7 protein-coding genes are annotated in these 15506 nt (G+C 40.3%); all 7 read right to left on the bottom strand.

Going from position 1 to position 15506, the window contains the following annotated elements; all coding sequences use genetic code 11:
- Positions 1 to 13 precede the first annotated feature (13 nt).
- The 7 genes from F7732_RS10725 to F7732_RS10690 all read right to left on the bottom strand — a co-directional run bounded on the left by F7732_RS10725 (position 14) and on the right by F7732_RS10690 (position 15487).
- Positions 14 to 2023: an S-layer homology domain-containing protein gene (locus F7732_RS10725; protein ID WP_151573860.1), complete on the bottom strand. Its 2010-nt coding sequence runs from the start codon at positions 2021 to 2023 to the stop codon at positions 14 to 16.
- 242 nt (positions 2024 to 2265) lie between these two features.
- Entirely contained in the window at positions 2266 to 3258 is a 993-nt protein-coding gene (locus F7732_RS10720; protein WP_151573859.1) for a C40 family peptidase, read from the bottom strand.
- 276 nt (positions 3259 to 3534) lie between these two features.
- Positions 3535 to 5436 (bottom strand): S8 family peptidase, encoded by a 1902-nt coding sequence (locus F7732_RS10715; protein ID WP_151573858.1) that lies wholly within the window; start codon positions 5434 to 5436, stop codon positions 3535 to 3537.
- A 213-nt stretch (positions 5437 to 5649) separates the two neighbouring features.
- Complete coding sequence (locus tag F7732_RS10710) at positions 5650 to 7026, bottom strand: N-acetylmuramoyl-L-alanine amidase (RefSeq protein WP_151573857.1); 1377 nt, start codon at positions 7024 to 7026, stop codon at positions 5650 to 5652.
- Between the two features lie 569 nt (positions 7027 to 7595).
- Positions 7596 to 13508 (bottom strand): SpaA isopeptide-forming pilin-related protein, encoded by a 5913-nt coding sequence (locus tag F7732_RS10700; RefSeq protein WP_151573855.1) that lies wholly within the window; start codon positions 13506 to 13508, stop codon positions 7596 to 7598.
- Positions 13505 to 14125: a class D sortase gene (locus F7732_RS10695; protein WP_240056595.1), complete on the bottom strand. Its 621-nt coding sequence runs from the start codon at positions 14123 to 14125 to the stop codon at positions 13505 to 13507. The genes F7732_RS10700 and F7732_RS10695 overlap by 4 nt, the downstream gene beginning before the upstream one ends.
- Positions 14126 to 14347: 222 nt before the next feature.
- Entirely contained in the window at positions 14348 to 15487 is a 1140-nt protein-coding gene (locus F7732_RS10690) for a response regulator (RefSeq protein WP_161598863.1), read from the bottom strand.
- Positions 15488 to 15506 lie beyond the last annotated feature (19 nt).

Genomic DNA, 15506 nt, shown 5'->3' with positions numbered 1-15506 from the left:
GGTTCTTTTCATTTTAGTTCGTTTCAATTTTATCTGCTAAGTCAGAGCGGATATACGCGTATGGATTTTTTCCAGTCGTATCTGCATCAGATAAAATTTTATACCAGACATAGCCGTCAGCTGCTTTTTCTTCACCAACGATCACGATTGGCATTTTAGCTGCTTTGTACGTAAATACTAAGTTTGTTGTACCTGCTGCTGATGATGGCGTGCTGCGGATATTTGTACCAGGTGTATTTGTCAGTGCCACTACTTGCTTTTTATTGTAATCTTTAAAGCCTAACGCTTTGTCGATTCGGTACATATGGCCAGCTAGTTTAGAGCCCCAGTAAGCATCTGTTGCGTATCTTACGTTAAAGCCCATTCCTTTGTTTCCTGGCGCAGCACCGTTGCTTCTCCAATCGCCTTGGACTGCATATGCTTTGTTTAAATATTTGCTAACAAGCGCATCCACACTGTCAGTCGCCTTTGGATATGATACAGCTCCTTCTGGATTGCTGTCATAAGCCTCAATCCCAAAGAGGTTATTCAATCTTAACGCATTGGGGCTCATTCCATACTGGCTTTCGTGCATTGCCCACCCAAGAACTAAAAGTGCATTAATATTCGATTCAGCTTCAACCTTTTTCAGATATGAGCCAAGTCCTTTAACTTTGCTTTTTACTGTAGCATCTTTATAGACTGATAATCCCGTAGCTTCTAGTTCTGCTAGTTTATTATCAATGAAACGATCTAACTCTGCTGCCGTATAAGGTGTTTTTGTACGTGCAGATAAATACTGATAGTATGGGTAAAGTTCTTTTCCTACATAAGAAGTAGATGTGCCTAAATTGTTGGTATAGAACTTTGTGCCATCCCAGCTATAATATCTGACTCCTTGCTTTAGTGTTGAAGGTGCTTTACCAATCTCATAGGATCCATACTGTTTAGTACCAGGATTGTAAATACTGTGTACGAGTTCAGCTCTTGCATTGACAGTATAGTAGTTTTGATTTTTAATCATTTTGGCAGGCACAAGATGGATATCTGAGTGTTTCACATAAGCTGTTCTTCCACCAATATATACTTTAACAGCTTCTTCAGTTGACTCAATATATCTTAACTCTTCCTGAGCTGGCACTGCCGCATCAACAGTTCTGAAGTTCGCGCCGCTGTATAAGCTTGTTGTTGCCTTGCCAATTGAAGGGCTGGCATATGCTAAGCCTGAAGCCATTTTCATGACTTTTCCATTAAATGTGATGACCTCTGAAGAAGAATTCCAGCTTGCTTCAGCTTCTGCAAAGGTTTTATATTTTTTAGCAGATTCTACTAATTCGCCATTTTGATCAATGGTAGAAATCACATAAGGTTTTTCTTCAATAGGCTGTCCAGGTTCGCCCGGCAGCTGATTCTCAAAGTCTTCAATTGCATGTATCATACGAATGATAAATGCAGCTGCTTCTGCTCTGGAAGCCTGTCTTGCTGGTTCAAAACGATATGTTTTCCCATCACTGTTCGGAAAACCAATTGTAATGTTAAGCTTTACGCTAGCAGCGATCGCAAGACGTGAAGCGGAAGCTGTAACAGTATCAAAATCGGTTAAAATGGTTGGTTTTTCGAAAGGTACGTCAATATTTTTATAATCCAGAGCATTTTTGATCATGATGACCATTTGCTCTCGTGTAATTTGGTTGTCTGGCTTAAAGTTGCCATCTGTTCCGCCTGCGATAATACCCGCATCAGCAGCAGCATTGATTCCAGGTGCCAGTTTGGATGTTACAGCCACATCGGAGAATTTATGCGGTGCTTCCGGAAGCTTTAATGCACGTGCTAGGAAGGTAGCAAACTCGCCTCTCGTTACTTTATTATCCGGCTTATATACGCCTTCACTATATCCAGTTAGAATTCCTTTTTGAATCGCTTCTCTCAATTCAGCTTCGAGCTTAATACCGGTGATGTCATCGGTTGCAGCCTGTCCAATTCCTGCTGGCAATAACGACAATATAAGAGCGACGGCAAGCAACAGAATCTTTGCTTTTTTCAAAAGTATTTCTCCTCTCTTTTCCGTTGTAAATTGACAATCTAAAAATCACTAACTATAATTCTACCAGAAAATTTCCGTTTCATGGTCGTTTCTGGCTATTTTTTTATAGGGAAAATATCCTATTCTATTTTGAAACTTTTTTGCTCCTTCATACGTCTAATATAATAAGAAACAATCAAGTGAACTTTTTAAAAGAAAAAAGCCAGCTTTAGCAGTTGCCACTGCATGAGCCAGCTTTCAGATTATTTTTTCACATTCATAGAGTTGAAGATCGCTGCTGTAAAGAAAGCTCTTGTCGCACGGTGTGTTGCATAATAACGATCTGTATCAAAGATTGTCGTGCTATCGATACTGCTCATCGTTACGATTGCATCATGAGCCCAGTAAGCAGGAGTAATATCACTATATGAACTTGTATTTGCTTCAGCAATTTTCATTTCATTCAATTTAAATGCGCCTTCAAGAATCACAGCCATTTCTGCTCTAGTCATGTAAGCGTCCGGACGGAAAGTACCATCTTTAAATCCATTGATAATGCCTAATTCTTTTATAGCTGCAATATCTTTTGCAAAGCGTGAACCTTTTGGAACATCTTTAAATGCGCTAATATTCTTTGGAGTCTTCTTCAGTACGCGGTTAATGATTGCTGCAGCTTGTCCTCTTGTTACAGCTTGGTCTGGACGGAAAGTGCCATCTTCAAACCCTTGGATGATTTCGCTGTCGCTTAATGCATAGATTGCTTCAAAAGCAAGATCCTTTTCACTAACATCAGAGAATCCTTCATCAGCTAAAATTCTTGTTGCACCGTAATATTTTGGTCCCCAGTAAGAGCTGCTTAAAGAATCAATTTTAATGCCCTTGCTTGAAGTTGCGCTGATAAATTCATTATTACCTATGTATATGCCGGCATGTGTGATGCCTGCTTTGCTATATGTACGTTCAAAAAACACTAAATCTCCTGGCTGCAGATCTTTCTTCGCTACTTTTGTGCCAGCATGATACTGACTTGATGAAGTACGAGGCAGATCGTAGCCTGCTTTTCCGAATACATACCAAACGAATCCTGAGCAGTCAAAACCTCGCGGTGTTGTTCCTCCATATAAATACGGAACCCCAAGCTGTGCTTTGGCATTTTTTATGATTTCTTCTTGGGATGATTGTGCGAAAGCTGTCGTGAATGGAAGAACCGAAAATATCAATACTAGAAGGATCACCTTCGAAAACTTTTGTCTCATCTTGCCACCTCTGCTCATTTCATTTCATATTTACTCGTAAAATATCAAATCTTGGAGTATGTAGTTACATTCTACCAAATGAGGAAGGTAATTTATTTTACTATTCTATTACAATTGTAGCAGTGGTGTTTGTTTGTATGATGAGCGGGTATATACCCTTTTGAGTAAGGGATAAGCAGATTTAGGGGATTTATTTTCTCAATTTATATTACAGTTGTGTTACAAAAAACATACATAAAAAAAGATGCTGCCAAATTTCTGCAGCATCTTTCTATTTTAGTAGAGTCCTTCTGCTCTCGCGATAAAGACGGAGAATGTGGATCTTGCCATTTTTTCGTAAGGTCGGAATGTGCCGTCACTGTATCCTTCTGTAATGCCGTCGGCAGCTAGGCGGTCAATTGCCTCATAGCCTGTTACTTTTTCATTCACGTCTTTAAAGTTCATTGAGACTGATCCTTGCAGGTCATATGCATTGGCAATGAGGATGGCCATTTCCGCTCTTGAAACCGGCTCATCCGGACGGAATGTGCCGTCAGGATAACCTCTTAGTATATTATTTTGTGCTGCTGCCTCTATATACCCTGAAGCAGAATTGCCGCTCGCCACATCTTTAAATCTTGTTGATCTCTTCTCGCCATTGTAGCCTAAAGCACGGCCAATCATGGCAACAGCTTCCGATCTTTTTACAAGCTGTGAAGGACGCAGCTCATTTTGATCGTATCCTAATAGAATCGACTGATGATTTAAAAACATCATATATCTGCTATACCAAACAGAGTTATTAATGTCTCTATATGTTGGCTTTGCTACATCAACATTGACAACAATACCGGCTTTTCTTTGTTCAACACCGCTTTGCAGCGGAATGATGGTGTATTCAATCTTTCCTTTTAAACCATAATCTTCAAAGGTTTGATCAGATGCTGCAGCATTGATGACTTTATCAAAGCGCAGCACTTTATATTGGCTATATTGCTTAAGAATTTCGCCTAACTCTAATGTCACTTTTCCTTTTTGATCCACATGATAAGAGATGGTTTCAGTTCCGCCAGTATCTTGTTCTAATTGTGCTAAACCAAACCCATAAAAACGATCGCGTCCTGTAGGTCCGAGATCTTTTGCTGTTTCTTGAAGCAGCTGTCTCATTTCAATATGTGTAAGAAGTGGATATTTTTCTTTATATAATGCAGCTAACCCAGTTACAAACGGAGCAGCCATAGAAGTTCCTGTCATTTCTGCATATCCATCTGCCTTAAGCGCTGTTGGGTATGTACTGTAAATATAATCTCCCGGAGCCGTCAATTCCACTTCCATTCCCGTGGAAGAGGTTGGAATTCTCGTTTGATTTTTGCCGATCGCTGATACAGCAATGACATTGGAGAATTTAGCCGGATACATGACCGTTTCACTTGTCCCTGAATCTGTTCCTTCGTTCCCTGCTGCTGCAATTACTAGAATTCCCTTCTGGTAAGCCTTATCAATCATTGCCTTAATTCCCAGGTCTTCCACATCTGTTGTTAAGCTTAAATTGATAATGTCTACATCTTTGGATATTGCCCAATCAAGCCCTGCCATAAAGGTCGATGTGGTTCCTCTCCCTTTAGAGTTCAGTGCTTTAATTGTATAAAGCTCTGCGTCAGGGGCAACCCCCACAATACCAATATCATTGTCCTTTGCTCCGATAATGCCAGCTACATGTGTACCATGTCCATTATCATCGTTATAGGAATCTGTACATTGAGATAGAACACATACTCCATCTTTAATATTCAGATCAGGATGATTACGATCCACACCTGTATCAAGAATCGCAATCTTAATGTTTTTCCCTGTTAAAACAGTGGACTGCCTTTCTGGGATCTGCATGGTTTCATGTCCCCATGGTGTTACTTGGGCACTCGTTTGAACAGGCTGATCAGGTTCTGCTTTCATGATCATATTTTTATCCATTAGTTCCTGAATTTGCTCTGCCGTCGCTTTAACTGCTGCAGCATGTATGTTTTCAAAGGATCTAAGTACGGTAAGACCTTCTGCCTCAAGTTGAGAATCCTCATTATCTGCAGATAAGAAAACAATATAATTTTCATAGCTGGTCTCCGCAGACGCAGACGCCGTGCTTGAAGCAAACCATACAGCCAGCAGCAAGCCAGCTAGCATTCCTACCCATTTTTTCTTCAAAGTCCAGTGCCTCCATTTCTATTACGCTAATAATTTATAATAATAGCATATTTGTATCATTGCTTTGGTCTGCGAGGCAATGATTTTACATTCCTTTTCCCAACCGCCGCTGCCTGACATGAAAAGAAAACAAAAGGCTATCCAGTTGCCTAGAATCGACCCCAGCGGATAGCCTGTTAAGAGAAACGTTTATTCAGTTATCATAGAGGGTATTTAGTATAAATCAGAGACATCGAAGCCCTTAGCTTTATAGTAATCTAAAATACCATAATAGATTGCTTTTGCCGCTGCATCTCTCCACGAAGGTGATGCTAGCTTGGCGTTATCTCCCTTATTATCAATGAAACCTAATTCTGTCAGAACAGCAGGCATGCCGTTTTCGCGAAGAACATGGTAGTTCCCGTTCTTCACTCCTCTATCATTTAGCTTGCCGGCAGCAATAAGTCTGTCTTGAATTTTTGTGGCAAGCAGCTTGCTGTCAGCAGTGTTTGTATTTTTCGCTGCATAATAATAGGTTTCAGATCCTTTAGCCGAACCATTGAATGCATTGGCATGAATGCTGACAAAAACATCTGCATCTGCGTCTTCAGCAATGTCAATACGCTCATCTAAAGCAAGGTACACATCAGTTTCTCTCGTCAGTTTATACTGGAACGGAGATTTTGCTAACAATGCTTTTACCTTAAGAGCCGTGTTCAGGACAATATCTTTTTCTTTCAAACCATATCCTATCGCTCCAGGATCTTTTCCACCATGACCAGCGTCAATGACGATCGTTTGCTGACTTAATATATTATCATTCCCTGTATCAATGTCGGCATCCAAGTAAGCTGAATGAACCAATCCTTCCGTGCTGCCGGAACGAACATATAACCATTGGCCAACTGAATAAGCCACTTCTACCTTCGTTCCTTTTACTAGGCTGCCAACTGCAGGATAGGCCGTTGAAGGACCAGAACGCACATTTAAGGATGATGCTGTAACTGTTCTCTCAAGACTGAAATTTTCAGTCGGATTCAGTCTCAGCTTGTAATTGATGGCTCTGGCAAGAAACACAGAAAAGTCTGCCCGAATCGTTGCTAAATCTGATCCAAACGTACCATCAGCCATACCTCCTGAAATCCCTCGGGTCATTAGTGCTTTGGCTGCTCCAGATAAGGTGCCTCCAAAATTGTAGTTAAAGGCTTTGCTTAGGATAACGGCCATTTCACCGCGGTTCACTGGATTATTGGGCTTAAAACTTCCATCTTTGTATCCAGTAATGATTTTGGCATCTGCTGCTGCTTGTATGTAACCAGAAGCAAAATATTGTGAACCTACATCCGAAAACTGTGTGCTTCTTTTGGTCTCGTTCAGATTAAGGGCACGGCCGATCATTGCTGCCGCCTCACCTCTTGTTACAATCTTCCCAGGGTTAAAGTAGCCATCAAGCGATCCAGTGACAATTTTACCATCGAACAGATACTTAATTTCTTTGTAAGCACGGTGGCCAGTGCTCACATCATTGAAGGATGAAGCTGCTTTGGACACGGTTTCTGACAAAGGTAGAAACAACAAAGCTAGCACAACCGCGAGAACAATTTTCCTCATTAGCTTACTCCTTTCGGCATTTTCCTACATACTATCATACTATTATGATATTTTAAATCACACAAATTGGCTAGTTTTAGCAGAAATTTGTCTGATTCAGTCACTATCTATATCGACATTGTTTTTAAGAAATTTATAGGTATGATGGAAATAAGTAGATTTATTCCCTATGTAATATTTTCCATATTAAATATTTGACGAGTAAAAAAAGTGGCTGTATAAATCTTAAAATAATATTTTTAAAATCTAAACATTCAAAGTCATGGTTCGGGCAACAAGCCCGTTGCACCTGAGCTGCGGACACTCGCTTTCCGAGGGGAGGAAGCTGAGCCTCCTCGGAGCACGCTCCTGTGGGGTCTCAGCTTTTCCTCTACTTCCCTCCGGAGTCGAGTGTCCTCCGCTCCATTTCACTCATGTATTTTAAAAAATTGTTAAAATAACAATAAAAAAACTGAATGATTAGAAGAGATCTACCTTCTAACCACCCAGCCCCATAGTTGTGTTAAATACTTATGACCCATCTCAAAAAAATAACCAGCTTAAGAATATCTCAAGCTGGCTTTCTGCTATTATTTCATATCCGTTTTTCTGCGATTTGATACTAGCAGTGCTGCACCAATCAGCAAGAATAGTAAACCTGAATATACATAGATTGAGTTGCTTGCTTCCCCTGTTTGAGGAAGTGTTTTCCCTGGATTTGGTTTTTCATTTTGGTTATCAGGGGTTTTAGATGGATTTTCACTTGGGTTTCCTGGTTTACCTGGCTGTTCTGGTTCACTTGGATTCCCAGGGTTTACTGGTTCGTTTGGATTGTTCGGATTCCCTGGATTTCCTGGAGTGCCCGGTTCACCTGGTTCACCTGGTTCGCCTGGTTCACCTGGTTCGCCCGGTTCACCTGGTTCGCCTGGTTCACCTGGTTCGCCTGGTTCACCCGGTTCGCCTGGTTCACCTGGTTCACCTGGTTCACCTGGTTCGCCTGGTTCGCCTGGTTCGCCTGGTTCGCCTGGTTCGCCTGGTTCGCCTGGTTCGCCTGGTTCGCCTGGTTCGCCTGGTTCATCTGGATCTGGATAGACTGGGATAAGCTGATTGCTCATCGTTAACTCTGTTACAGTCAGCTGATTTTTTACGATTTTAAACTCAATTGGTGTTTTATCTACATAATAGCCAACTGGCGGCTTAACTTCAATCAGCTGATAAAAGCCTGGTTCAAGGTCTTCCACGTAAATCTCGCCATTTTCATCTGTGGTTAACTTAGTTTTTCCGTCAACTTCTTTATACTCTTCTGTCTCTGTTGCTTTATACATTAGGGTAAAGATAGCACCCTCTAATCTTGTTTTTTCATTATGATACGCAACTTTTTTCAGCTTAAATGCCTGCATAATTTTATCATTCTCGATTGTCATTGCATTTTCAGCTTGATCGATCGTAATCGTAAGATCAGCGTCCGCTGAAAGAAGGTAGCCATTTGGTGCTTTGATTTCTTTTAAAGTATAGTGACCGTATGGAATTTTTGACAACTCTGCTTTTCCATCTTTATCGGTTACTAATTTGCCAATAAGCTCATTATTGTTATTGTAAAGTTCAAACTCTGCACCCTCCAATGAAGAGCCTGTTGCTGCATCTACTTTATGAAGGCGTAGATCTCCTTTTCCATGTTCATTCTCTTTTTCCACCTGCACAATAGCTGTTTGCTGGCTCGTGATCGTGAATGGAACTGGCGTCTTATCTAAGTAGTAAAACTCTGGTGCTTTGACCTCTACAAATTGATAGTCTCCGGCTTCCATATCATTAACAATAATGCTGCCGTTTTCGTTAGTTTCATAGCTTCCGATCGTGGTATAGCCGCTGTCTGTTTTCTTCTGGAGCTCAAATTCTGCACCCTTCAGCATTTTCGTGTGATCTTCACTATCCACTTTCTTAAGCTCGACAGCACGGATAATCTTGTCGTTTTTCACAGTGATTTCCGGTGATGGTGCAGCAGAAGATAGCGTCACAGATTTCGTGTTTTCTGCATTAAACACATACCCTTCAGGAGCTTTTACTTCCTTCAGTGTGTATTGTCCGTATGGCAGATCTAAAATCTCCGCTTTTCCGTTTTCATCCGTCACTAACGTTCCGCTTAGCTCATTGTCACTATTGTATAGTTCGAATTCAGCTCCTTCTAATGAATTTCCTGTTGCTCCATCCACTTTATGAAGGGTTAACTTTCCGATTCCTAATTCATTTTCCTTTGTCAGCTGAACTTTAGCTGTTTGCTTTTCTGTAATCGTAAATGGTACAGGTTCGGAATCTAAAAGATAGAATTTAGGCGATTTAACCTCTACAAACTGATAGTCTCCTGCCAGTAATCCTTTTACTGCGATACTTCCTTTTTCATCTGTTACATAAGTACCGACAGTCACATAACCGCTGCCTTCTTTCTTTTGCAGCTGGAATTCTGCACCCTGCAGTAACTTGCTGTTATTTTTGCTGTCCACTTTTATAAGCTCAACATCACGTATGATTTTATCGTTTTTCACGAGTAGTGATGGTGAAGGTGTGTCAGATGAAACTATTATATTTTCTGCCTCAATTTTCCCGATCACATAGCCTTCAGGTGCTTTAACTTCCTCTACAATATAGTTGCCATAAGGCAGATCTAGAAATTCAGCGATTCCATCTTCATTCGTTTTCAGCGTTCGGCTTACATTATTCTGGCTGTCATAAATTTTGAATTCTGCATCTTTAAGCGGCTCTTCAGTAGCGCTATCCACTTTCTGAATCGTCAGCTTGCCTTTGCCGCGCTGATTTTGTTTTTTCACCTGTTTTGTTTGTATCTGATCATTATCAATAGTGAATGACACAGGGTCAGTATTTAACACGTAAAATTCCGGTGCTTTCACTTCTATAAATTGATAATCTCCAGGCTCCAGATCCTTTACGACGATGCTGCCGTTTTCATCTGTTACATAGGTGCCTTGCTTCACATACTTGCTGCCTTCTTTTTTATGCAGCTCAAACTCTGCACCCTGCAGCAATTTTTGATTTTCTTTATCTTCTTTTATTAATTTAACGTCGGTGATGATCTTGTCATTCTTAACGACCTTTTCATTTACCTCTTGTTCAAGCGTAACGGCTTCTGTGTCATTAATGCCGACCACATAGCCTTCAGGTGCCTGATCTTCTTTTAGCAAATAGGTGCCCAGCAATAAGCGATCAAATGTGATTTCTCCGTTTTGATCTGTTTCTCCGCTTGCAATCTCAGCTCCACTATCTGCGTCTAATAAAGTAAAGACTGCGCCGCTAAGCTTTTTGCTCTCATCATTTCGGTCTACTTTTGTTACCTTCAGGCTGCCAAGGACACCCTCGCCCGTTCCCATGCCGGTTGTTCGTTTAACGACGATAGATGAGACAGACTCTGTGACCTCGTCCGTGATTTCTTTTCCGGTAAAATCAACATCATTTTTAATCGTATCTCCAACTTTTGCGAGGATCATGGATTGATATTCCAGGATATATGGTGAGTCAATTTGATTCTTAAAAAGAATTTCAAACGTTTCTTCACCATTCTCCCCTTCATGAAAAGTTAAAGTATATTCTTCCGGATTAAGCTTTGCTCCTTTTGCAACATTCCCGCCGCTATTCACAGTCGTTTCATATAGTTCAAAGGATTTCTGTAGCAGTTTCTGGTTGTTGCTTGGTGTATCAAAGATTTTTACGTCTGATACCGTTGATTGGCCAAAGTTAATATTAACCTTCCAATCTATGATCTTTCCATTTTGTCCACCAGACTTTTTCGCATAACTTCCGCCGTTATTGACAGAAACAGATGCTGTTAAGTCTGTGACCTTTTCACCTTTATTATTCAGTGTCGCTGTGTTGCTGTAGCTGCTTTTAATCAGCTTATCTTCAAGGCTAGTATTAAAGGAAATTTGGTAAGGTGAGTTTATTGCTTCTTTAAACTTCACTTTAAACCCTTGCTTGTTCTCAGGATCCCACTCTACTGTATAATCCTCATCTTTTACAAGCTCTTCTTCCTCTGTTCCATTCGGACCGCCTGTCAGTGACATTTTTCTAACTGTAAGTGACTCTCTATCTAGTTTTTGATCATCAGAAATATAATCAACAACTTCTGCTTCTTCCAATTGCTTTAGGTTGTAGTTAATTCCTACCTTCCAGGTAATTTCTTTTGTAACCGCGTTATAGGAACCACTTTTAAACCCATTTGATTGTGTGTAGGTATCCGGTTCAAAGCTGGCAGTTGCTTCCTTGGATCGCGAATTATTTTCTTCATCTGTCCATGTCAGCAGTGCTTTGTTCTCAAGTTTTTTGCTGTTCTTGTCTTTACGGGCTTCATAATTAAAGGTTGTAGCATATGTGATTGCAACCTGTTCTTCTACCTTCTTTAGAAATGTGATTTTAAAGCCGTTATTAATAGAATCAACTTTATAATCGACACCTTTTTCATATTCCTTTGCTCCCTTTATAACAAGAGTGTCTTCTATAAACTCCAGTCCTTCATTTGGGAACGTATCTGTCAGCACAACGCCGCTCATCGGATACTTATCTTTATTGAATACAATTTCCCATGAAGCCCTTTTCGTCTGATAGTTAACGCCTTTATGGGCTTTTGAAAGGATCTGCTGGTTAATCCATCTTTTTCCTTCGGCACTTATATCACCGTAGGTTACTTTATTGGCGATTTCCGTGTTATTAAATACACGATCAATTGCTTTTGTTTGATACGTAATCTTGTATGCTTTATTTATGTTTTCCTGAAACTTAAATGTAAAGCCGTTTTTGCCATCTGCTGCGGGAAGCTTCGTTACTGCGTATGAATGTTCATCAACTGGAGCAGTTCCTGCTTCATTTCCATTTTGATCAATCGTGACTTCACGTACATCAAATGAATCTTCAATTAATGTTTGTGTGTCGTCAAAAAGATCTGTTAAAATGGCATTTCCAGCAGTAATTGGTTTTTCATTATAGTTGTATTTGATTTCCCAAGTGATTGTTTGGGAAATCGCATCATAATGTGTTGATCTTTTTTCAAGCGGTTTTCCTCTTTGCACACCAACGGTTGCTTCTGCTTTTTGCTCGGTATAACCGTCACCGCTTATGAATGCAGCATTTTTGAAGGATGTGCCTTCTTGGTCTGTAACATTTGTTTTAAATATAATCTGGTATGCGCTGTTAATGTTGCCAAGCTGAATCTGGAAGTCTTCGCCGCTCGCTGTTTTCTCTAGAGAAACATTTACCTTTTCTCCGCGTTCAACACTGCCATTCAGCTTTGTATTGAGTTTATAAACTTCAACGGAATTTTCCTGCAGCTGTAATCCAGTAGGAATTGGATCTGTAAATACAGCATTTTCAATGTTATTCAGATGTTTATTTACATTGACTGTCCATGTAATTTCATCTGTATTGTAGCTTCGGTTTGGAACACCTTGTTTATCGATTGTGTCTCCGCTTGGTTGGAAGTTGATCGGAATTTCTACCGATGCATTCCCTTCAATCGGTGTTACCTTGACAATTCGTTCTTCCGTAACTGTAGTCGTTTCCCGAATATTTGTTAACACTTGAAGTGTTCCTTTAATGTTGGAGCGTTCTTCAATAAATTGATTGAAAACAACCGTGGCATTTCCGGCCAGATCTACTGTAAAAGTACCGATCGATTGATCTTCAAACATGATTTCCGTATTAACTGCCTCATAAATGGCTAATTCAGAAGGAACCTTAAAATGGTATGTTGCTCCATCTGTATAGCCATGACCATTAGGCAGATCCCATTCATAATCTACAATAATCGTTGTCTCACGCGTAACTTCATTTACTGTTTCGTCATTGCTGTTTTTAAACGTAAGTGTAGCGTTTGTTAGGATTTCTTCGTTAATATCCGTGTTTGGTTCTCTTTGCAGCTGATTATCTTTTTCTTCTGCTTCATCTTTTATTGCATCACTATCTTCTGTACCTTCCTCAGCAGACGTCTCTTCACCCCCTGCAGGATCTGTTTCAGAAGGGTTTTCGCTTGGAGGCGTTTCCACACCGTCATTCTGTTCAGCTTCGCCTGGATCTTTTGGTTCTCCAGATTCTGCAGGAGGAGTCTCCTCATCCGCAGCACCCTCGCCAGTAATCGTGATTGCACCTGAACCGCTCAGTTCTTCTGTATGAGCCAAAACTGTTACAGAAATAGAACCATCTGTATTCACTGTATAATTTCCGATGATTTGCTCCCCTATTAGCAGATCACCATTTTGCTCATCAACACTCACAAACTCCTCTGGTGCATTGAAATTATACGGTTTATCTTCAGTTCTTTCTGCAGAACTATAGTTCCAAGTAAGTACTGCCGTCCCTTTTCCTTCTTCATCCAAGGTAAGATCTGATGGTGTCAGTGTAAAATCTTCCGGCTGGCTGTTTTCATTAGCCAGGGCACCAAGCGGACTTAAAAAACTTTGCAGAATTAATATAAACATAAGTAAAACTAAGCTTATTTTCTTCATACTTCCTCCTTATTTACCAGTTTTCCTTGTACAATTAAGCGATCAGTCGGATTTTCCTCCCCGATTGGTGTACATGTAACCAAGGTAAGATAAGGGCTCTCTTTATCTGAAAGGACATCCACCTGCTTTTGATCCACGACGAAAACTTTGTCTACAATAAATGTGTAGTCTTCCTGATCCATTTTCACATGGAGTTCATCTTGAACCTTCAATTCATTTAACCTATTAAATTGTTTTCCATATGTGGCTCCGCGATGTCCCGCAATACTTACATTTTGCACACCCATTTTTTTTTCTGGTTCAATGATGCCTGCTCCCTTATTTAGGGCATCCACACTGACTCCGTCGAAAAAAAGCATCTCAAGATCAATGGCAGGGATAGAAAGCATCCCCCTTGCATCCTTTGCCACCACATATTCGGCCTGTTGATTCTGCTCCAGATCTCCATCAGCTAATGCGGCTGTTTCCCATTCCCCGAGCTGTTCAAAAGCTGTAATTAATTCTTCCTGCTCCTCATGATAAGCCCTTTTTTCATACTGCGGGAACAAGAGAAGCAGCCCTCCAGCTAAAAGGAACACTACCCCGACGACTGAACGAATCTTCTTTTTGTTGCTCATTTTCTCTCCAGTAATCCCTCCTTGCTTCCTTTTATAAGGAAAACCTTTCATATAAATCGAAATGCCTTTCCCATCATACCGGTTCATTCTGAACAAATTTTGAACAATTGGGTGTGTTAGCTTTCTGGAGAATTAGCGAAAGGTACCCCGCTTCATTTCGAGTGAAATAGGTGGCTATTCGCAAGCGAAAAAATCCCCTCCTGTTATAAGGGGGGATGACAATCAGCTTTCAATCGCTTTAACCTTTGCCGGTTGGAATTTGCTATTATATGTATCAATAATCTCGTATGGAACTTCAATTCCTAATTCAGTTGTGTACATTCTCTCAATTTTCTGGTAGAGATTTAGCATTTTTGTAAACTGATTTGTTTGTGAGAAGTAGTTCATGTTGAGGAGCAAATATTCATCGTTGTATGGATCGAGCTGCTGCAGTTTTACCAGGCATTTTTCAACACTGTCTTCACAAGTTGTTTTTTCCCAGTTCTGTTGGAGATATTTTCTGAGGGTCTCTTGTACGGCTTTCTTTAGATCCTGCCTCGTTTGACTAGCCCAAAAATAATCTTCTTCTTCAAGATAATCAGCTTTATAGAGTTGAAGAATTTTCAACATATCCTTTTCTGCATACTGAGATTCAATGAGCAGTTTCTGCAGTTCTTGCCTGTCACTTTGAAAATCAGCTATTAAAGAGTAGGTATCATTTTTTAAGAGAATCGGATTCGCTTCCAGTCCAGCTTCTTTTAACGTTTTACGGAGCTGATAAACAGTTGTGTGAAGCAACGTCATCGCTTTATCAGCATCAATATCCGGCCAGAATTGATCTATTATTTTAGCTTTATGAATGGGATTTCCGCTGTTTTCCCATAGATATGCAAATAGCTCCTTTACTTTTTTGGTCCGCCATTTTATTTCATTCCCGTTATGGTTTACTAAACGCAAGGACCCTAAAGAGCAAATGCGCAAATTTTGTGTATCAGTCTTAATCTTCTTAAACTCTTTGGACATTTGAAGCTTTTCTCTTACTTTAGCTATTGCCTTTTCCAGCCGCATTTTAGACACTGGTTTTAATAAATAATCAGCAGCATTAACCTCAAATGCTTCCAAGGCAAAATGGGAATGGGCAGAAACAAAGATGACCTCTATCGGCAATTGTTCTTCAAGTAGTTTTTCAGCAAATTGAAGACCATGCATTCCTCCTAATTCCATATCAAGAAAAATAACCTCCGGCGGGTTGCGCCGCAGTTCAGGCAATGCAGTAAAAGGATCAGTATAACATCCAGTAATTTCAACCTCTTTCATGGATTTCAGCATTTTTTCCAGCATCTTAACGGCATATTTTTCATCGTCTATGATGCAAGCCTTCATTCTCTTTCCTCCCATCAGA

The sequence above is a fragment of the Bacillus mesophilum genome, assembly GCF_008923265.1.
GTDB lineage: Bacteria > Bacillota > Bacilli > Bacillales > Cytobacillaceae > Cytobacillus > Cytobacillus mesophilum.
Note: the sequence above shows the minus strand (reverse complement) of the source record. Positions and strands in the feature narration are given on the sequence as shown.